The organism is Streptococcus sp. KHUD_015, from assembly GCF_051106265.1.
In the GTDB taxonomy this organism is placed as follows: domain Bacteria; phylum Bacillota; class Bacilli; order Lactobacillales; family Streptococcaceae; genus Streptococcus.
In genome coordinates, this window is sequence record NZ_CP193665.1 from 219,543 (window position 1) to 239,928 (window position 20,386).

Consider the following 20,386-nt stretch of genomic DNA (forward strand, 5'->3'; position numbering starts at 1 on the left):
AAATGTAACTAGTTTTTGCCTTGTTTTTTCTGTATAATGGGAAAAATGAGTAGATAAAGAGGTAAATGTATGCTAAGATTTCCAAAGGATTTTGTCTGGGGATCCTCTACTTCTGGGCCACAGACAGAAGGACGTATAGCTGGTGACGGTAAGGGAGATAATCTCTGGGATTATTGGTACCAAGTGGAGCCAAATCGTTACTATAATGGGATTGGTCCAGATAAGACATCGACCTTTTATGAAAATTGGGAACAGGATATCGACCTCCTGTTAGAAACTGGTCACACGGCCTTTCGAACTTCTATTCAGTGGTCACGGATTTTTCCACAAGGACGTGGAAAAGTCAATTCTCAGGGTGTAGATTTTTACCGTAAGGTTTTTGAGGCTATTAAGGCCAAAGGGATTCGTCTTTTAGTCAATCTTTATCATTTTGATTTGCCTTTTGCCCTTCAAGAGGATGGTGATGGTTGGGAAAATAAGGCGACAGTCTCAGCCTATGAAGACTATGCTCGTTTTTGTTTTGAGACTTATGGAGATTTAGTGGATCAATGGATTACCTTTAACGAGCCAATCGTTCCAGTAGAATTTGGCTATTTTTACGATGCCCATTATCCACATAAGGTGGATGCAGAGGCAGCGGTTAAAGTAGCTTATTATACACAATTGGCCAGCAGTCGGGCGGTTAAGGCCTGTCATGAACTCTTGCCTGATTCCAAGATTGGGATTGTCTTAAACTTGACACCGGCTTATCCACGTAGCCAGCATCCTGCTGATGTCAAGGCTGCTCGTATTGCGGATCTTTTTCAGGCCCAATCTTTCTTAGATCCGTCTGTTTTGGGGACTTATCCACAGGAGTTGGTAGAAATCTTGCATGAATACGGGCTCTTGCCTGATGCTACAGAGGAGGAGTTGGAGCTCATTCGTGACAATACGGTGGACTTCCTTGGTGTCAACTACTATCAACCTTTGCGTGTTATGGCTCCTCGATTTGCTAAGCATCCAGAGAGTCCACTCTTACCAGAACATTTTTATGAGCCTTATGTGATGCCTGGACGTAAAATTAATCCTCACCGTGGCTGGGAGATTTATGAGCAAGGGATTTATGACATTGCCCAAAATATCAAGGAAAATTATGGTAATATCGAGTGGATGTTGACAGAGAATGGTATGGGTGTTGAAGGAGAGGAAAAATTCCGTCAAGATGGGATGATTCAAGATGATTATCGTATTGACTTTGTAAAAGGTCATCTTCGTGAACTGCACCGTGCCATTGAAGACGGAGCCAACTGTAAAGGATACTTAATCTGGACCTTTATCGATTGCTGGTCATGGCTCAATAGCTATAAAAATCGCTATGGTTTGGTTGAATTAGACTTGGAAACGCAAGAACGTCGTCTGAAGAAATCAGGGCACTGGTTCAAGGAATTAAGCGATAATAATGGATTTTAAAAAAGGACTCTGCCTGATTATCCTAATTGGTCAGAGTCTTTTGCTTACAGGAGCGTAATTTGAACTATACCAATTTTTACTCTTGACAAGTGAAAGAAACAAGTATATACTGTTTTTGCTGATTCTATAAAAGAGAAATCAGACTATACCAATTTTAAGGAGAAAGCACAGCTGGTCTGTGTCGTATATACTATGTGTGGAATTGTTGGTGTTGTTGGTAACACGAATGCAACTGATATTTTGATTCAAGGGCTTGAAAAGCTCGAATACCGTGGCTATGATTCTGCGGGAATTTTTGTCCTAGGTGGTGCTGAAAACCATCTGGTTAAGGCGGTTGGTCGTATTGCAGAATTGTCTGCCAAGACAGCTGGTGTTGAGGGAACAACTGGTATCGGACATACTCGTTGGGCGACTCACGGGAAACCAACGGAAGACAATGCTCACCCACATCGCTCTGAGACTGAACGTTTTGTCTTGGTTCACAATGGAGTGATTGAAAACTATCTTGAAATCAAGGAAGAATACCTTGCAGGTCACCATTTCAAAGGGCAAACAGATACGGAAATTGCCGTTCACTTGATTGGAAAATTTGTGGAAGAAGAAGGTCTCTCAGTTCTTGAAGCCTTTAAAAAAGCCCTTCACATCATCCGTGGTTCTTATGCCTTTGCCTTGGTTGACTCACAAGATCCTGAAGTCATCTACGTGGCTAAAAATAAATCACCGATTTTGATTGGTCTTGGGGAAGGCTACAACATGGTTTGTTCAGACGCCATGGCTATGATTCGTGAGACCAACCAATACATGGAAATTCATGACCAAGAGTTGGTAATCGTCAAGGCTGATAGCGTGGAAATTCAAGACTATGATGGCAATAGCCGTGAACGTGCTAGTTACACTGCTGAACTTGACTTGTCTGATATCGGTAAGGGAACTTATCCTTACTACATGCTCAAGGAAATTGATGAGCAACCAACTGTTATGCGTAAACTCATCCAAGCCTACACAGATGAGGCTGGTCAAGTAGTGGTAGACCCAGCTATCATCCAGGCTGTTCAAGACGCAGACCGTATCTACATCCTTGCAGCTGGAACATCTTACCACGCAGGATTTGCTTCTAAGAAAATGTTGGAAGAATTGACAGATACACCAGTTGAACTTGGGATCTCATCTGAGTGGGGCTACGGTATGCCACTTCTCAGCAAGAAACCACTCTTCATCTTTATCAGTCAGTCTGGTGAAACAGCGGATAGCCGTCAGGTTTTGGTTAAGGCTAATGAAATGGGAATCCCAAGCTTGACAGTGACAAACGTACCAGGTTCAACTCTTTCTCGTGAAGCTAACCATACCATGCTTCTTCATGCAGGTCCTGAAATTGCCGTGGCATCAACCAAGGCCTATACAGCGCAAATTGCAGCCCTTGCCTTCCTTGCAAAAGCAGTCGGAGAAGCAAATGGAAATACCAAAGCGCAATCCTTTGATTTGGTTCATGAATTGTCAATCGTAGCTCAGTCTATCGAATCTACTCTTTCAGAGAAAGAAACCATTGAAGCCAAGGTTCGTGAGCTTCTTGAAACAACTCGCAATGCCTTTTATATTGGGCGTGGTCAAGATTACTACGTAGCTATGGAAGCAAGCCTTAAACTCAAAGAGATTTCTTACATCCAGTGTGAAGGCTTTGCGGCAGGAGAGCTCAAGCATGGAACTATTGCCTTGATTGAAGAAGGAACGCCTGTTTTGGCCCTCTTGTCAGATCCAGTTCTTGCCAACCATACTCGTGGAAATATCCAAGAGGTCGCAGCCCGTGGTGCCAAGGTTCTCACTATCGCAGAAGAAAATGTTGCTAAAGATACAGATGACATCGTGCTTACGACTGTACACCCTTACCTCTCACCAATTTCAATGGTTGTGCCAACGCAATTGGTCGCTTACTTTGCAACACTCCACCGTGGCCTCGATGTGGACAAACCACGTAACCTTGCCAAGTCAGTAACGGTAGAATAAGCTAAAAAAGTCTAGTTATCTAGGCTTTTTCTTGTGAGCAAATTGGTTGCCTGTACTCAAGATTCGTGTTATACTCTTCGAAAGTCTCTTCAAACCACGTCAGCTTCCATCTGCAACCTCAAAACACTGTTTTGAGCAGCCTGCGGCTAGCTTCTTAGTTTGCTCTTTGATTTTCATTGAGTATTAGAATAATTTTTCAAATTGAAGGACAGAAATAGACAAGGAGAATCACAATGGTAGAATTGGGAATTTCGACAATTGGGGAAACAACGGAGCTTGAAGTGATTGGGCAAACTTACAGTCATACCGAACGTATTCGCCAGTTGGTGGCGGAGATTGAACTGGCTGACAAGGTTGGTTTGGATGTATATGGGATTGGTGAGCACCATCGAGCGGATTTTGCGGTATCTGCGCCAGAGATTGTCCTGGCAGCTGGGGCAGTCAATACCAAGAAAATCCGTTTGACCAGTGCAGTCAGCATTCTCTCGAGCATGGATCCGATTCGTTTGTTCCAACAATATGCTACTATCGATGCTTTGTCAAATGGACGTGCGGAGATTATGGCCGGAAGGGGTTCTTTCACGGAATCGTTTCCTCTGTTTGGATATGATTTGAAAGACTACGAAGCCCTTTTTGATGAGAAATTAGACTTGCTTCAGTTAGTCAATGAAAAGACCAAGTTAGACTGGCAAGGTCGATTGACCCAAACAATCTCTGGCAAAGAAGTCTATCCTCGTCCAGTTCAGGACAAATTACCCTTGTGGATAGCGACAGGTGGTCATGTTGAATCAACTGTGAAGATTGCTCAGGCTGGTCTACCGATTGTTTATGCCATTATTGGTGGCAATCCGCGTTATTTTAAAAAATTGATTCAGGCTTATCGTGAGATTGGGAGCGAAACGGGTCATGCCAGTCATGAACTAAAGGTTGGAGCCCATTCTTGGGGTTGGATTGCTGAAGATGGCGAGCAGGCTGTGAAAGATTATTTCCATCCGACCAAGCAAGTGGTGGATGCTATTTCCAAAGACCGTCCGCACTGGCAGGAATTACGTTATGAGCAATATTTGGAACAGGTAGGGCCAAATGGCGCTATGTTTGTGGGCAATCCAGATCAGGTGGCAGAAAAATTGATTCGCATGATAGAGGATTTAGGATTGGACCGCTTCATGCTCCATCTACCGCTTGGTTCCATGCCTCATGACCAGGTTCTGAGAGCTATTGAACTCTTCGGCACGCAAGTGGCTCCAAAAGTACGGGCTTATTTTGCCATGAAAGAGGCTTAATAAAAAATACTAATCAAATGTATTATAACCACAAATATTGTACAAAAAATAATCCCCCTGGACTTAATGCTTGGGGGATTTTTCTATAGGAGGGCTAGTTTAGTTCTCTTTTTTGTTTTTTAGCAAGAACCCGAGACCTAGAAGAGCGAGGAGACTAATTCCTGCAAACAGGAGTTTGTGATCGTTTTTGGTTCCTGTATTTGGAAGTTCAGCTTGTTTAGCTGGGGTTGCAGGTATATTTTCCTTGCTAGAGTTTTCTACAGATCCGTTTTGAATAGCTTCACTTACAGATGCTGGTTGTGCTTCTTGTGCTGGTTGTTCAGCTTGTGAATCAGTTGTAGCTTGGCTAGGTTTATCTTCTGCATCAGCTACTTTTTCATCTGGTCTAGTAGAATCAGGTTTAGTTTGTGGAGCTGGAGTTTGCTGTTCCGGTTTGACTACTCGGTTTGACATATTGTCTTGGCCGTTATTTTGACCGTGTTCTTGCTTTAGGCTAGAAAGGTCAAATTCTGGTTTTTCTTCCATAGCTGGGGCAACAATGGCACCGCCTTGAGAGACTCGAAGAACAGTAGCTGTAAGGGCATTCAATTTCAAGCCTTTTTCAGTCCATTCAAGTCCTTTCGGGTTGGCAATTCCAACTGGTCCTGCTTGGTTTTCATCTGCTAGAACTTCAGCATTTCTGAGGTGGGCAAAGGCAGTTCCCAAATTAAATTCGCGAGCTTTTTCATCCGCATTGACAAAGACTGCGTAGATATCACCGTTTGGAGCAGTAATTTGGTAGCCAATTACTACATCCTCTTTTTCTACACCATTTTGACCTGGAACAGTGATGAGGTGGACACGGTCCTTGATATCTTTAAGACTCTTGAGTCGGAAGGCATCTGTAGATTGACGAAGGGCAATCAACCCTTTCATATAGTCACGGCTCTTGACATTTTCAGGATATGCTTTTCCATCTGTAGCCTTAGTCCAATCAAACTTGTTGACTGCATCGCTAGAATCATAAGAGTCATGGATGAAGTAAGGATAGTCAAACGGATTGCCGTCCTTATCACGCAACAAGTGAGATTTGTTTGGTTGTTTGTCCTCTGCTACTGGAGTCTTGTAGGCTGGGTCACGGAATTGTTTAGTGCGACCATATTCCTGACCAGAGTGGATAAATGGAGTTCCTTGAGCTGTCAAGACCATGAGGTTTCCAAGTCGCAAACGACGGTGGATTTCAGCATAGTTCTTAGCTTTGCTTGGGTCTTTTTTGATAGACTGGGCAATGATGTCAAAGAGGGTCAAGTTATCATGGGCTGCGATGTATTGAATCACATCTCCAGGACTGTCTGCTTCAAAGTTGGTTGGTTGAGCAATGAGATTTTTGAAGATAGTGTTGATGTCACGTTTGCCACCTGTGATAAAAGCAGGTTGACCTTCATTTGGATAACCAGATTTGAGGTTGTTACGGATGTCATCTGAGAAGACAGCGACCGTATCGGTATGTTTCATCCAATCTTGGTCAGCAGCTTTAGTAGGCATATTTTCATCACCAGCATAGGTTCTCCAACCTTCACCTAGCATGATGAGGTTTGGATTGAGGGCGCGTGCAGCCTTGTAAGCTTCTTCGATAGAAGCGGCGTCATGATCTCCCATCATATCGAAGCGGAATCCATCTACTTTGTAGGTATCAACTAGATATTTGATAGAATCAACTAGGAGGCGTTTGGTCATATGGTGGGTTGTCCCCAAACGTCCACCACCAAAGCTAGTGCGAGGTGTACCATCAGCATCCATAAAGTGGTAGTAGTTTGGCTCTAAATCTTCAAAGATATCGACCTTGGCTGTATGGTTATAAACTACGTCCAGGATAGCTCCCATACCACGTTTGTGGATTTCATTGATGAGGTTTTTAAATTCTGCGATTCGTTTTTTTGGATTCTTAGGATCGCTTGAGTACATACCAGTCAAGGAGAAGTAGTTTTGAGGGTCATATCCCCAGTTGTAGTTGCTGTTGCTTGAAGCATAGTCAGATAAGCGTTCGTGGTTCTTCAACTCATTGACAAAGTAGTAAGACAAGACTGGAAGGAGTTGGATGTGGGTTACACCCAAGTTTTTGAGGTAGTCTAGTTTTTCGATAAAGGCTTCAAAAGTACCAAATGGCTTAGTCAAATCTTTTGCGATGGCAGGATCTGAAGTGAAGTCACGCACATGAGCTTCATAGATGACAGCATCTTCGCGCGATTTGAAGTTGCGAATCTTACCATAAGTCAAGTCTTGAGGTCCTAGTTTAGCTGGATTTACAAAGGCAGCTTTAGCCACTTTATGGGCATCGTCAATCTTAGCATCGTCACTATTCCAAGCAGCGAGGGATTTAGCGTAAGGATCGAGTGCAAGAATAGTTTTACCTTGACGCTCGATTTGGTATTGATAATAGTAGCCAGTGAAATCTGTGATGCCTAGTTTGTTTGTGCTATCTAGAGTTTGTTTCCAAGTTCCTCTTTCCCCTTTTTCAAGAGCTACAGTTCCAACTACTTTTTCAGGGTCATTCTTGTCGTAGATAACAACAGAAACCTTATCAGCACTTGGTGACCAGAGGGTCAAATCAACCTGTTTTCCTTCTTCTTTGAGGTCAGCTCCAAGTTTACCATCATAGCTGTAAGTCTCATCTTTAAGACGCCAGCTTGTTTTGGTAGTGAATTTGTCAGAGTTGTAGCTAACGGTATAAGGATGTTTTGTGTCAGAGAAATCTCCGCTGTAGGTCACTTTCTTACCAGCCTCATCGATTGCAACATCAGTGATAGTTACTTTGTTTCCTAGATGATTAGTGATGTTGGAGTGTTTGAGGATATCTTCTTTTTTAGCACCGACAAGTGTTGAAAAACTACTTTCAATGCTAGAAGTTCCTACGTGTTGAGCTCCTGTCATGCGGATATCGTGCACATAGTAGGGGTTGGTGTAGATGGTTTCGTCATCATCTTTTAGGAAAATTTGGCTATGATTTTTCAAATCTGTGAACTTATAATCTTCTTTACGGATTTTCACATCGTCTCCTTGTTTCTTTCTGTCTAGTAATAAAAATCCAAGATCTTTAGCTGCATCTTTGAGTGGAATATCGATATAGCGACCATATTTGCCTGTAGCCGTAAAGTCTGTTCCGTTAGGCCATTCACCACTACTTGGATTTTTCACATCTCCCCAGTACCAGAGAGATTTCTTGTCATAGTTGCCATCTGTACGGTAGTAGTTGACGCGAATAGTTCCTGCAGGTTGTGGCTCGTAAGAGAAAACCTTGTGATCTTGGTCTAACCAAGCCTCATTCATCTTTGGTGCCAGTTTTTCTACCGATTTATCGCCGGTTAGATTTTTTCCGGCTGTATTATTGATGAGGAAGCTAATTTTTTTGGCTTGTTCTCCCTTTAATTTGACATCTAGGTAGTAGCCGTAGTCATCTTTTTTGGCATCCTTAAAGGACAAAGCTCCGTTAGGCCAGTTTTCAGAAGGTTTTTCAACATCGTCCCAAGTCCATAGTCCTTGACTATCCTTGTTTTCTTCAGGAAGTTTTTTGACGTGGATACGGAAGTAATTGTCTTCGATTGGCTCTTCTGCCTTAGTTTCAGTCGTAGTAGAAGTAGTTGGTTCGCTTGAACGATCTTGTCCGGTTTGTGGTGCTGAATCAGCGGGAGTTGCAGCAGGAGTGGTTGCCTCTGTTGCAGGTTGTTCTTCTTTTTTCTCTAGGGAAGCGTTTGCATTGTTAGGTGAAGAAAAATCGCTTTCGTTCTTTCCAGCGATGTCTGCTGTATCAGTAAGAGGTTGAGTAATAGTGTTAGTCGCTTCAGCACTAGCTGTTGTGGTTTCGTTGGCTGAGATAGTTGGTGTAGCCATGGCAAGTAGGACAAGGCTTGCGCCGATAAGGACAGAACCAGTTCCATTTTTGAGAGAACGGATGCTGTAGACCATTTTTTTCTCAGTGTGAGATGGTTTTTTTCTCATAATGATTCTCCAATCAATAAATTTCTATATCAGTATAGCATGTAGTAAAAAAAGATGCAAGCGTTTTCTTAAAATTGGAACAAAAGAAAAATCGCAACAGATTTTCTGTTACGACTCAGCTAGTCTTTCTTTATGAATTTGAGAAGCCAGAAGGTGGAGATGGAGGAATAATTCTGAAGTAGAGAAGTTACGATTGTAGATAATTGGTTTAGGAGAGTTAGTGACAGGAAAGGTAGTGATAACAATATCGTGCGGAATTTGATTGAGAATCGAGAAAGAAATCGTAGATTCTTCCCAAGAATCAAATAGATAGAGATTGTTTCCGTAGTGAGTTAGGGTGTCGATTAGGCTTTGTGCGTGATGGTTATCCAGATGACTAATGACCAAAACACGTATTTTGGGAAGTTTTTGAAGCAGTTGGACTAAAATTCGATGCCCTTGGATAGTGAAGGTGTAGACCATCTCTTGTTGCTTACTTGGCTTACTGTTTAGTCCCATCTCAGTCAGATAAGATTGAAATTTGTGTTGACTTACTTCAAATAGTTTTGGAAATTCTGCTTGATAATTGCTTAAAATCTGGGATTTCTGTTTGTCGAGAGACTGATTGTTGAGTAAATGGAAGAAATCAGCTTGGGCAGTGTAGTGGAGGAGCCAAATCAATTCCTCACGATTTTCAATCTGTAGGTGAAATTCTTTAGCCAGCTCTTCTAGAATTTGACTCAATAAACGGTAGGATTTTTGAATCTGATGAATGTCATCCAGTGCTCCATTGTTAGGATTGTTTGTGCTTTGAAAAGATTTGATTGGGTTTGAAAATAGCTGTTCCAGTGTTTTCTTTGTAGGTTCAAAATTGAGTTTTTTAGCCAGCTTTTTGATATCTTGTTCAAACTGCGGAATTTGCATGAGAGAGCTGTAGTGACTGGTTAAAAGGGGAGTAGGATTTTCAATCAAATGACTCATATTAAACCGCTCTAGATTGATAGCTAGGGTATATTTGATTTGCCGTAGACTGTTGAGGGTGAGTGAAACTTGTTGGGCGTTCAAAAATAGCTGAATCAAGTGAGTGAGTGATTCTTCAGAAATAGACGGAAAGGGCCAATCAAGAAAACTGTAACTTTGGCTAAAATAGTCTAGATAAAAGGCGCGAATGTTCTCTTCTGTTCCCTCTATGACTAAAGGGGAAGGTTGGATGCTGATGTTATAGTGTTGTAGAAGTTTCGTATTTAGATGCTGGATGATTTCCTGAACTCGTTCGCAGCCAATTATAAGTTCCTGACCTATTTGGTCAAGTGATTGTCCCTCTTTGAAAAAGAGACGGTTCAAAAAAGAGTAAGTTTCAGACTGTTTAAAAATCTCAATTCTAGGATCCAAGGTGTTTTGGAAGTCAAACTGCAATTGAATACCTTTTTTTCTTGATTGTATCAGGAGGTTTGGAAATAATTGCTCAAGCTTAAAAAGGTGTTCTTGCAATTCTTCTGTTGAAAAATTCAGCTTTTCAGCCAAGACTGAGAGCTCTATCCAATCATGGTGTTTGGCTAATTCTTCCAGTAACACTAGCAGATTTTGTTCTGTTTCAGAAAGCAAAATATTCATAATGAACCTACCTATATATTTATACATATATATTAAAATAAAAACCAAGTAAAGTCAAGAAAAACAGCCTATTATAAAATAGCAAAACAGAGATTTATTATATTTTTTATAAAATAGGTATAGGAAAAATGCCATTTACAAAGAGCAAATGGAACCCATCACATTTTTAAAAGTAAAACTCAGTTTTCTATAGGAAAAGATTTTGTCAAAAATTCGTCAATCCCCTTGAAAAATCTAGCTAAATAGGGTATAATATTAGTAATCATTTGTCGTAGGTTTTGTCTGAAATATTGTCCAGACAAGGCTCACAGCAGTTAAATCTTCTGAAAAAGTCAGATTTAGCTGCTCTTTTTGTGCTTTTTTTCAGGATTTTGTGTGTTTGTAACAGAGACTTAAAGATTCTGAAAATTTATCAAGAGGACACGGTGATAAGGGTTTTTAAAACCATATGACGATTAGAAAAGCCTGATTGACAAGGCTTGGAACTTATTTACAAAGGAGAATCATCTTGGCAGGACATGACGTTCAATACGGGAAACATCGTACCCGTCGTAGTTTTTCAAGAATCAAAGAAGTTCTTGACTTACCAAATTTGATTGAAATTCAAACTGACTCATTCAAAGCTTTCCTAGACCACGGTCTTAAGGAAGTGTTTGAAGATGTATTGCCAATTTCAAACTTCACAGACACAATGGAGTTGGAATTTGTTGGATATGAAATCAAGGAACCAAAATATACGCTAGAAGAAGCTCGTATCCATGATGCTAGCTACTCAGCACCAATTTTTGTAACCTTCCGCTTGATCAATAAAGAAACAGGCGAAATCAAAACCCAAGAAGTTTTCTTTGGTGATTTCCCAATCATGACAGAAATGGGGACTTTCATCATCAATGGTGGTGAACGTATCATCGTATCTCAGTTGGTCCGCTCACCAGGTGTTTACTTTAACGATAAAGTTGATAAAAATGGTAAAGTGGGCTACGGTTCAACTGTTATCCCTAACCGTGGAGCTTGGTTGGAACTTGAAAGCGACTCAAAAGATATCGCCTACACTCGTATCGACCGTACTCGTAAGATTCCATTTACAACCTTGGTTCGTGCGCTTGGTTTCTCAGGTGATGATGAAATCTTTGATATCTTTGGTGACAGCGAATTGGTTCGCAACACTGTTGAAAAAGATATCCACAAGAACCCAATGGACTCTCGTACCGACGAAGCCTTGAAAGAAATTTACGAACGCCTTCGTCCAGGTGAACCTAAGACTGCTGAAAGCTCACGTAGCTTGCTTGTAGCTCGTTTCTTTGACCCACGTCGCTATGACTTGGCAGCAGTTGGTCGCTATAAGATCAATAAAAAACTCAATGTTAAAACACGTTTGCTAAACCAAACCATTGCAGAGCCATTGGTAGATCCTGAAACTGGAGAAATCTTGGTAGAAGCTGGTACAATCATGACTCGTAGCGTGATTGAAAGCATTGAAAGCTATTTGGATGGCGACTTGAACAAGATTGTCTACATTCCAAATGATGCTGCCGTAGTAACAGAGCCAGTTGTTCTTCAAAAATTCAAGGTTGTTGCTCCAACTGATCCAGACCGTGTTGTAACGATCATCGGTAATGCTAATCCAGATGACAAGGTTCGTATCGTCACTCCTGCAGATATTCTTGCTGAGATGAGCTACTTCCTCAACTTGGCTGAAGGACTTGGCCGTGTAGATGATATCGACCACCTTGGAAACCGTCGTATCCGTGCGGTTGGTGAATTGCTTGCCAACCAAGTACGTCTTGGACTTTCTCGTATGGAACGTAATGTCCGTGAACGTATGTCTGTTCAGGACAACGAAGTCTTGACACCACAACAAATCATCAATATCCGTCCTGTAACAGCTGCGGTGAAAGAATTCTTTGGTTCATCACAGTTGTCACAGTTCATGGACCAACACAACCCACTTTCTGAGTTGTCTCACAAACGCCGTCTGTCAGCCTTAGGACCTGGTGGTTTGACACGTGACCGTGCTGGATATGAAGTTCGTGACGTGCACTACACTCACTACGGTCGTATGTGTCCAATCGAGACACCTGAAGGACCTAACATCGGTTTGATTAATAACTTGTCATCATACGGACACTTGAACAAGTATGGTTTTGTTCAAACACCATACCGTAAGGTTGACCGTGAAACAGGTGTTGTTACGAACGAAATCGTTTGGTTGACAGCCGATGAAGAAGATGAATATACTGTAGCTCAGGCCAACTCTCGTCTTAATGAAGATGGAACCTTTGCTGAGAAGATTGTCATGGGACGTCACCAAGGGGTCAACCAAGAGTATCCAGCTAATATTGTTGACTACATGGACGTTTCACCAAAACAGGTAGTTGCCGTTGCGACAGCATGTATTCCTTTCTTGGAAAACGATGACTCCAACCGTGCCCTCATGGGAGCTAACATGCAACGTCAGGCTGTGCCATTGATCAATCCTCAAGCACCTTACGTTGGTACTGGTATGGAATACCAAGCAGCCCACGATTCAGGAGCTGCTGTGATTGCTCAGTATGATGGTAAAGTTACTTATGCAGATGCTGACAAGGTAGAAGTTCGTCGTGAAGATGGTTCATTGGATGTTTACCACATCCAAAAATTCCGTCGTTCAAACTCAGGTACTGCCTATAACCAACGCACTCTCGTAAAAGTTGGCGATATCGTTGAAAAAGGTGATTTCATCGCTGACGGACCTTCTATGGAAAATGGAGAAATGGCGCTTGGGCAAAACCCAATCGTTGCCTACATGACTTGGGAAGGTTACAACTTCGAGGATGCCGTTATCATGAGCGAACGCTTGGTGAAAGACGATGTCTACACATCTGTCCACCTTGAAGAATACGAATCAGAAACGCGCGATACAAAGCTTGGGCCTGAAGAAATTACTCGTGAAATTCCAAACGTTGGTGAAGATGCCCTCAAAGACCTTGACGAAATGGGTATTATCCGTATCGGTGCTGAGGTTAAAGAAGGTGATATCCTTGTAGGTAAAGTAACACCTAAGGGTGAGAAAGACCTTTCGGCTGAAGAACGTCTCTTGCACGCTATCTTCGGAGACAAGTCTCGTGAAGTGCGCGACACTTCTCTTCGTGTACCACACGGTGCCGATGGTGTTGTTCGTGATGTTAAGATCTTTACACGTGCAAATGGAGATGAGTTGCAATCAGGTGTTAACATGCTGGTTCGCGTCTACATCGCTCAAAAACGTAAAATCAAGGTCGGAGATAAGATGGCCGGACGTCACGGAAACAAAGGGGTTGTCTCTCGTATCGTTCCCGTAGAAGATATGCCTTACCTTCCAGATGGAACTCCAGTCGATATCATGTTGAACCCACTTGGGGTGCCATCACGTATGAATATCGGTCAGGTTATGGAGCTCCACCTTGGTATGGCTGCTCGTACTCTTGGTATTCACATCGCAACACCAGTCTTTGACGGAGCAAGTTCTGAAGACCTTTGGTCAACTGTTAAAGAAGCTGGTATGGATAGCGATGCCAAAACAATCCTTTACGATGGACGTACTGGGGAACCGTTTGATAACCGTGTTTCTGTCGGAGTCATGTACATGATCAAACTCCACCACATGGTTGACGATAAATTGCACGCGCGTTCTGTCGGACCTTACTCAACCGTTACCCAACAACCACTCGGAGGTAAAGCTCAGTTTGGTGGACAACGTTTCGGTGAGATGGAGGTTTGGGCTCTTGAAGCCTACGGTGCGTCAAATGTCCTTCAAGAAATCTTGACTTACAAGTCTGACGATATTAACGGACGTTTGAAAGCTTATGAAGCTATTACAAAAGGAAAACCAATTCCAAAACCAGGTGTTCCAGAATCCTTCCGAGTTCTTGTCAAAGAATTGCAATCTCTTGGTCTTGACATGCGTGTCCTAGACGAAGATGACCAAGAAGTGGAACTTCGTGACTTGGATGAAGGAATGGACGAAGATGTCATCCACGTAGATGATCTTGAAAAAGCCCGCGAAAAAGCAGCCCAAGAGGCTAAAGCAGCCTTTGAAGCTGAAGAAGCTGAGAAAGAAGCAAAAGCGGAAGAAACAGAAGAAGCTGCTGAACAAGAATAAGCAGTTCACTTAGAATAGAAAGGGAAGAAATAGTGGTTGATGTAAATCGTTTTAAAAGTATGCAAATCACCCTAGCTTCTCCAAGTAAAGTCCGTTCATGGTCTTATGGAGAAGTCAAAAAACCTGAAACAATCAATTACCGTACCTTGAAACCAGAACGTGAAGGACTCTTTGATGAAGTCATCTTTGGTCCTACAAAAGACTGGGAATGTGCTTGTGGTAAATATAAACGCATTCGTTATAGAGGGATTGTTTGTGACCGCTGTGGGGTTGAAGTAACGCGTACGAAAGTTCGTCGTGAGCGTATGGGACATATCGAATTGAAAGCTCCTGTATCTCACATCTGGTACTTCAAGGGGATTCCAAGCCGTATGGGCTTGACCCTTGATATGAGCCCTCGTGCCCTCGAGGAAGTGATCTACTTTGCGGCTTATGTGGTGATTGATCCTAAGGATACACCACTTGAGCACAAGTCTATCATGACAGAGCGCGAATACCGTGAGCGCTTGCGTGAGTATGGTTATGGATCATTCGTTGCCAAGATGGGTGCCGAAGCCATCCAAGACCTCTTGAAACAAGTAGATCTTGAAAAAGAAATTGCTGAACTCAAAGAAGAGTTGAAAACAGCGACTGGACAAAAACGTATCAAAGCCATCCGTCGTTTGGATGTTTTGGATGCCTTTTACAAGTCTGGAAACAAACCTGAATGGATGATTCTTAACATCCTTCCGGTTATTCCACCAGATCTTCGTCCAATGTTGCAGTTGGATGGTGGCCGTTTTGCCTCATCTGACTTGAATGACCTTTACCGTCGTGTTATTAACCGTAATAACCGTTTGGCTCGTTTGCTTGAGTTGAATGCACCAGGTATTATCGTTCAAAATGAGAAGCGTATGCTTCAAGAAGCGGTTGACGCTTTGATTGACAATGGTCGTCGTGGTCGTCCAATCACAGGACCAGGTAGCCGTCCACTTAAATCATTGAGCCACATGCTTAAAGGTAAACAAGGACGTTTCCGTCAAAACTTGCTCGGTAAACGTGTTGACTTCTCAGGACGTTCCGTTATCGCCGTTGGTCCAACTCTTAAGATGTACCAATGTGGTGTGCCACGTGAAATGGCGATTGAGCTCTTTAAACCATTCGTCATGCGTGAAATTGTTGCCCGTGATATCGTGCAAAACGTCAAAGCTGCTAAACGCTTGGTCGAACGCGGAGATGAGCGTATCTGGGATATCCTTGAAGAAGTGATCAAAGAACACCCAGTACTTTTGAACCGCGCACCGACCCTTCACCGTTTGGGTATCCAAGCCTTCGAGCCAGTCTTGATTGATGGTAAGGCCCTTCGCTTGCACCCGCTTGTCTGTGAAGCCTATAATGCCGACTTTGACGGGGACCAAATGGCCATCCACGTACCGCTTTCAGAAGAAGCTCAAGCAGAAGCTCGTATCTTGATGCTCGCTGCTGAGCACATTTTGAACCCGAAAGATGGTAAACCAGTTGTTACTCCATCTCAGGATATGGTTTTGGGTAACTACTACTTGACTATGGAAGAAGCTGGTCGTGAAGGTGAAGGAATGGTCTTCAAAGACCGTGATGAAGCGGTTATGGCTTACCGCAATGGTTATGTTCACCTTCACTCACGTGTTGGTATCGCAACAGATAGCCTCAACAAACCTTGGACAGAAGAGCAAAAACATAAAGTCTTGCTTACAACAGTTGGTAAAATCCTCTTCAATGACATTATGCCAGAGGGTCTACCATACTTGCAAGAACCAAACAATGCCAACTTGACAGAAGGCGTTCCAGCTAAATACTTCTTGCCACTTGGTGGAGATATCAAGGAAGCTATCAGCAATCTTGAACTTAACCCTCCATTCAAGAAGAAAAACCTTGGAAATATCATCGCTGAAATCTTCAAACGTTTCCGTACGACAGAAACTTCTGCCCTACTTGACCGTATGAAGAACCTCGGTTACCACCACTCAACTCTTGCAGGATTGACAGTGGGTATTGCCGATATCCCAGTCGTTGATGACAAGGCTGAAATTATTGAAGAATCACACAAACGAGTAGAACAAATCACAAAACAATTCCGTCGTGGTATGATCACAGACGACGAGCGTTACAATGCCGTTACAGCTGAATGGCGTGCTGCCCGTGAAAAACTTGAGAAACGCTTGATTGCCAACCAAGATCCTAAGAACCCAATCGTTATGATGATGGACTCTGGAGCCCGTGGTAACATCTCAAACTTCTCACAGCTTGCCGGTATGCGTGGTTTGATGGCGGCTCCGAACGGACGTATCATGGAATTGCCAATCCTTTCAAACTTCCGCGAAGGTTTGTCGGTATTGGAAATGTTCTTCTCAACTCACGGTGCGCGTAAAGGTATGACTGATACGGCCCTTAAGACAGCCGACTCAGGTTACTTGACTCGTCGTTTGGTTGACGTTGCCCAAGACGTTATCATCCGTGAGGATGACTGTGGAACAGACCGTGGTCTCTTGATCCGTTCTATCGCAGAAGGAAAAGAGATGATCGAATCTCTCGAAGAGCGTCTCAATGGTCGTTACACTAAGAAAACTGTTAAACATCCAGAAACTGGTGCAGTGATTATCGGTCCAAATGCGTTGATTACAGAAGACAAGGCGCGTGAAATTGTCAATGCTGGTGTGGAAGAAGTGACTATCCGTTCCGTATTTACATGTAACACTCGTCACGGTGTCTGCCGTCACTGTTATGGTATCAACTTGGCGACTGGTGATGCGGTTGAAGTTGGTGAAGCAGTTGGTACAATCGCTGCCCAATCTATCGGGGAACCTGGTACACAGCTTACAATGCGTACCTTCCACACGGGTGGGGTTGCCTCAAATACCGATATCACTCAGGGTCTTCCTCGTGTCCAAGAAATCTTTGAAGCCCGCAATCCTAAAGGGGAAGCGGTTATCACAGAGGTTAAAGGACAAGTTACCGCTATCGAAGAAGACGCTTCAACTCGTACTAAGAAAGTCTTTGTTAAGGGTGAAACTGGCGAAGGTGAATACGTCGTTCCATTTACCGCTCGTATGCGTGTCGAAGTTGGAGACCAAGTAGCGCGTGGTGCTGCTCTTACAGAAGGTTCTATCCAACCAAAACGTCTCCTTGCAGTTCGCGATGTCTTGTCAGTTGAAACTTACCTTCTCGGTGAAGTACAAAAAGTTTACCGTAGCCAAGGGGTAGAAATCGGTGACAAACACATCGAGGTAATGGTTCGTCAAATGATCCGTAAAGTCCGTGTTATGGATCCAGGTGACACAGATCTTCTCATGGGTACCCTCATGGATATCAATGACTTTACAGATGCCAATAAAGATGTCCTTATCGCAGGTGGAGTGCCAGCGACTGGTCGTCCAGTCCTTATGGGAATCACCAAAGCCTCACTTGAAACCAACAGTTTCTTGTCAGCGGCTTCCTTCCAGGAAACAACTCGTGTCCTTACAGATGCAGCTATCCGTGGTAAGAAAGACCATCTCCTTGGTCTCAAGGAAAATGTTATCATCGGTAAGATCATCCCAGCTGGTACTGGTATGGCTCGCTACCGTAACCTTGAACCACATGCTATCAACGAAGAAGAATACCTTAATCCTCCAGTAGAGGAAGAAGGGAATGAAGAAACAACAGAAGTAGTTATGGATACTGCCGTTGAAACTGTGGAAGAAACAGTAGAATAAGAGAGAATGAGAGAGCCTTCGGGTTCTCTTTCTCTTTTTCTGAAAACTTTCTCCATTTTTCCATTAAATGTGGTAAAATAATACTCAATGAAAATCAAAGAGTAAACTAGGAAACTAGCCGCAGGTTGCTCAAAGCACTGCTTTGAGGTTGTAGATAGAACTGACGAAGTCAGCTCAAAACACTGTTTTGAGGTTGTGGATAGAACTGACGAAGTCAGTAACCATACCTACGGTAAGGCGACGTTGACGTGGTTTGAAGAGATTTTCGAAGAGTATAAAAGAAAGAAGCTGACAAAGGAGACAGGTATGGAACAAACATTTTTTATCATTAAACCAGACGGTGTAAAAAGAGGACTAGTAGGTGAAGTGTTAAAACGCATCGAACAACGTGGATTTACAATTGAAAAATTGGAGTTGCGTTCACAGCTTTCAGAAGAGTTGATTGACCAGCACTATCAGGACTTGGTTGGTCAGAGTTTTTACCCACCGATTCGTGAATTTATGACTTCAGGACCGGTTCTTGTGGGTATCATTTCAGGCCCCAAAGTAATCGAAACTTGGCGGGCCATGATGGGGGCAACTCGTCCAGAAGAAGCTTTACCAGGCACTATTCGAGGTGATTTTGCAAAAGCTGCTGGAGAAAATGAGGTTATCCAAAATGTTGTACATGGTTCAGATTCAGAAGAGTCAGCTAAGCGAGAAATTGCTCTTTGGTTTTAAGAGTGGATTGGCTCAATCAATTGGTTAAAAGCTCATTTGAATAGAAAGTATAGTAAATTAGTTTAAGAAATGACGCATAATATCAAACTTTTTAGTTTTTGATATGGTGCGTTTTTTGACTAATAGTCACATAAAAAAGAAAGGACTAACTTCGTCCTTTCTCGTTCTTAGCTTTTCTTCAATCCACTACAGTTAACAAAGAGCCTTAATTCTTAAAAATTGATAGAGTTGACAAATGGTAGAAAAAAGCCCTTTTTACTAAGTTAAGTATCAACTACAGTTACGATTAGCATTCGTTACCGAACCCATTCGCCATTATAATTGACAGAATAGCCATCTACGGTCGTATTCACTGCCAAAGCACCTGAGCTATAAGCATAGTACCATTTGCCATTAACCTGGAACCAACCTGTCTTCATATCTCCATTACTTGCATTTAGGTAGTACCAAGTTGAACCATCTTGATACCAACCAGTTACCATAGCTCCTGATGAACGGAGATAGTACCATTTGTTCCCAAGGTTTTGCCAACCTGTTTTCATATCGCCATTTGGCTGGTCTAAATAATACCAAGTGGTACCTTCCTGATACCAGCCAGTGGCCATTGCTCCTGAGGAACGGAGGTAGTACCACTTATTACCTAGATATTGCCAACCTGTTTGCATAATGCCAGTTGCTGGATCTAGGTAGTACCATGGAGCCGCTTTAAGCTTCTCTTCATCATAGGTTAGAGGATAATCCTTGATCCAACCACGTGCTAGCTCCCCAACCGTTAAACTGTCGATACGAGCATCGAAGCCACCATCCTTCAGTAAATAATACCAGTGCCCCTCATCATAAACCCAACCGGTTTTTAAGGTGTGATAATTTCTTTGGTCTTCAAAATAGTAGACTCGTTTCTCTGCTGGACTATCATATTGTTCCCCATGATGTTTGTTGGTATTTGTAGCAGTTTTTGCCTCTAAAACTTGCTTACCAACAAATTCTTGTAGTACCCCATCTTGACCAAAGTAAAACCAATCTGGTCTAAAAGCAATATCTTGCCTTAGAGAAGAACCAATCGTAACCCCTTCGTGTGGAGCAGGTATATATTGCCAGCCGACAACCATCTCTCCAGATAAAGAATCAAAATAATAGTACTTACCATCAATCACTCGCCAGTAGGTTTCTTTGAGTTCCCCCTTCTTGTAGTAGGTTCTTCCGTTTTCTTGTACAAAATGCCATCCTTCAGAATCATCTGCAAATACTGTATTGGTAGCTAGCAAACCAAAGAAAATTGCTGTTAGTCCAACTTGCATAGTTTTTTTCAAAAGTTTCATTTATGTATACCTCCAATATTAAATCCACTCACCAGATGAAGCGAAATTATAAACTTTACCATTTGTCTATTCTTCTGAACAAACTGTTGATAGGGAATTGTATTACCAAATGCAAGAACACTTAGTAATACAAATATAACTATTTTTTTAATTCCACGTTTTTTCTCATGCAATGAAACCCCTTTCTGTTTCCTTGTTTTTATTTTAACAGATATA

General features: G+C 42.5%; 10 protein-coding genes. 6 read left to right on the forward strand and 4 right to left on the reverse strand.

Annotated elements, in window-relative coordinates; all coding sequences use genetic code 11:
* Positions 1 to 69 precede the first annotated feature (69 nt).
* The 3 genes from bglA to ACORHU_RS01145 all read left to right on the forward strand — a co-directional run bounded on the left by bglA (position 70) and on the right by ACORHU_RS01145 (position 4,733).
* The gene (bglA, locus tag ACORHU_RS01135) at positions 70 to 1,449 is read left to right on the forward strand and encodes a 6-phospho-beta-glucosidase (RefSeq protein ID WP_434364573.1); all 1,380 of its coding nucleotides are present in this window, start codon (positions 70 to 72) and stop codon (positions 1,447 to 1,449) included.
* A gap of 192 nt (positions 1,450 to 1,641) precedes the next feature.
* Positions 1,642 to 3,450 (forward strand): glutamine--fructose-6-phosphate transaminase (isomerizing), encoded by a 1,809-nt coding sequence (gene glmS, locus ACORHU_RS01140; RefSeq protein WP_434364574.1) that lies wholly within the window; start codon positions 1,642 to 1,644, stop codon positions 3,448 to 3,450.
* Between the two features lie 233 nt (positions 3,451 to 3,683).
* A complete protein-coding gene (locus ACORHU_RS01145; protein WP_434364575.1) occupies positions 3,684 to 4,733 on the forward strand; it encodes an LLM class flavin-dependent oxidoreductase in 1,050 nt (349 codons plus the stop codon).
* Positions 4,734 to 4,832: 99 nt separating this feature from the next.
* Here the strand turns inward: ACORHU_RS01145 and ACORHU_RS01150 are convergent, their stop codons facing one another.
* Positions 4,833 to 8,708 carry a pullulanase gene (locus ACORHU_RS01150; protein ID WP_434364576.1) on the reverse strand — a complete coding sequence of 1,292 codons (3,876 nt, stop codon included), beginning with the start codon at positions 8,706 to 8,708 and terminating at the stop codon, positions 4,833 to 4,835.
* A 108-nt stretch (positions 8,709 to 8,816) separates the two neighbouring features.
* Positions 8,817 to 10,301 carry a M protein trans-acting positive regulator PRD domain-containing protein gene (locus ACORHU_RS01155; protein ID WP_434364577.1) on the reverse strand — a complete coding sequence of 495 codons (1,485 nt, stop codon included), beginning with the start codon at positions 10,299 to 10,301 and terminating at the stop codon, positions 8,817 to 8,819.
* A gap of 508 nt (positions 10,302 to 10,809) precedes the next feature.
* Between ACORHU_RS01155 and rpoB the strand changes: the two genes are divergently transcribed.
* From rpoB to ndk, 3 genes are all read left to right on the forward strand, one after another.
* Positions 10,810 to 14,421, forward strand: a complete 3,612-nt coding sequence (gene rpoB / locus ACORHU_RS01160; protein WP_153195994.1) for a DNA-directed RNA polymerase subunit beta — start codon at positions 10,810 to 10,812, stop codon at positions 14,419 to 14,421.
* A gap of 32 nt (positions 14,422 to 14,453) precedes the next feature.
* The gene (gene rpoC, locus ACORHU_RS01165; protein ID WP_434364578.1) at positions 14,454 to 18,131 is read left to right on the forward strand and encodes a DNA-directed RNA polymerase subunit beta'; all 3,678 of its coding nucleotides are present in this window, start codon (positions 14,454 to 14,456) and stop codon (positions 18,129 to 18,131) included.
* 306 nt (positions 18,132 to 18,437) lie between these two features.
* Entirely contained in the window at positions 18,438 to 18,851 is a 414-nt protein-coding gene (gene ndk, locus ACORHU_RS01170) for a nucleoside-diphosphate kinase (RefSeq protein ID WP_153195992.1), read from the forward strand.
* A gap of 296 nt (positions 18,852 to 19,147) precedes the next feature.
* On the opposite strand, the gene cbpF is transcribed toward ndk, so the two are convergent.
* Both cbpF and ACORHU_RS01180 read right to left on the reverse strand, forming a co-directional pair.
* The gene (gene cbpF / locus ACORHU_RS01175; RefSeq protein WP_434364579.1) at positions 19,148 to 20,170 is read right to left on the reverse strand and encodes a choline-binding protein CbpF; all 1,023 of its coding nucleotides are present in this window, start codon (positions 20,168 to 20,170) and stop codon (positions 19,148 to 19,150) included.
* The gene (locus tag ACORHU_RS01180; RefSeq protein ID WP_434364580.1) at positions 20,167 to 20,343 is read right to left on the reverse strand and encodes a PhrA family quorum-sensing system peptide; all 177 of its coding nucleotides are present in this window, start codon (positions 20,341 to 20,343) and stop codon (positions 20,167 to 20,169) included. The genes cbpF and ACORHU_RS01180 overlap by 4 nt, the downstream gene beginning before the upstream one ends.
* Positions 20,344 to 20,386: the final 43 nt, after the last annotated feature.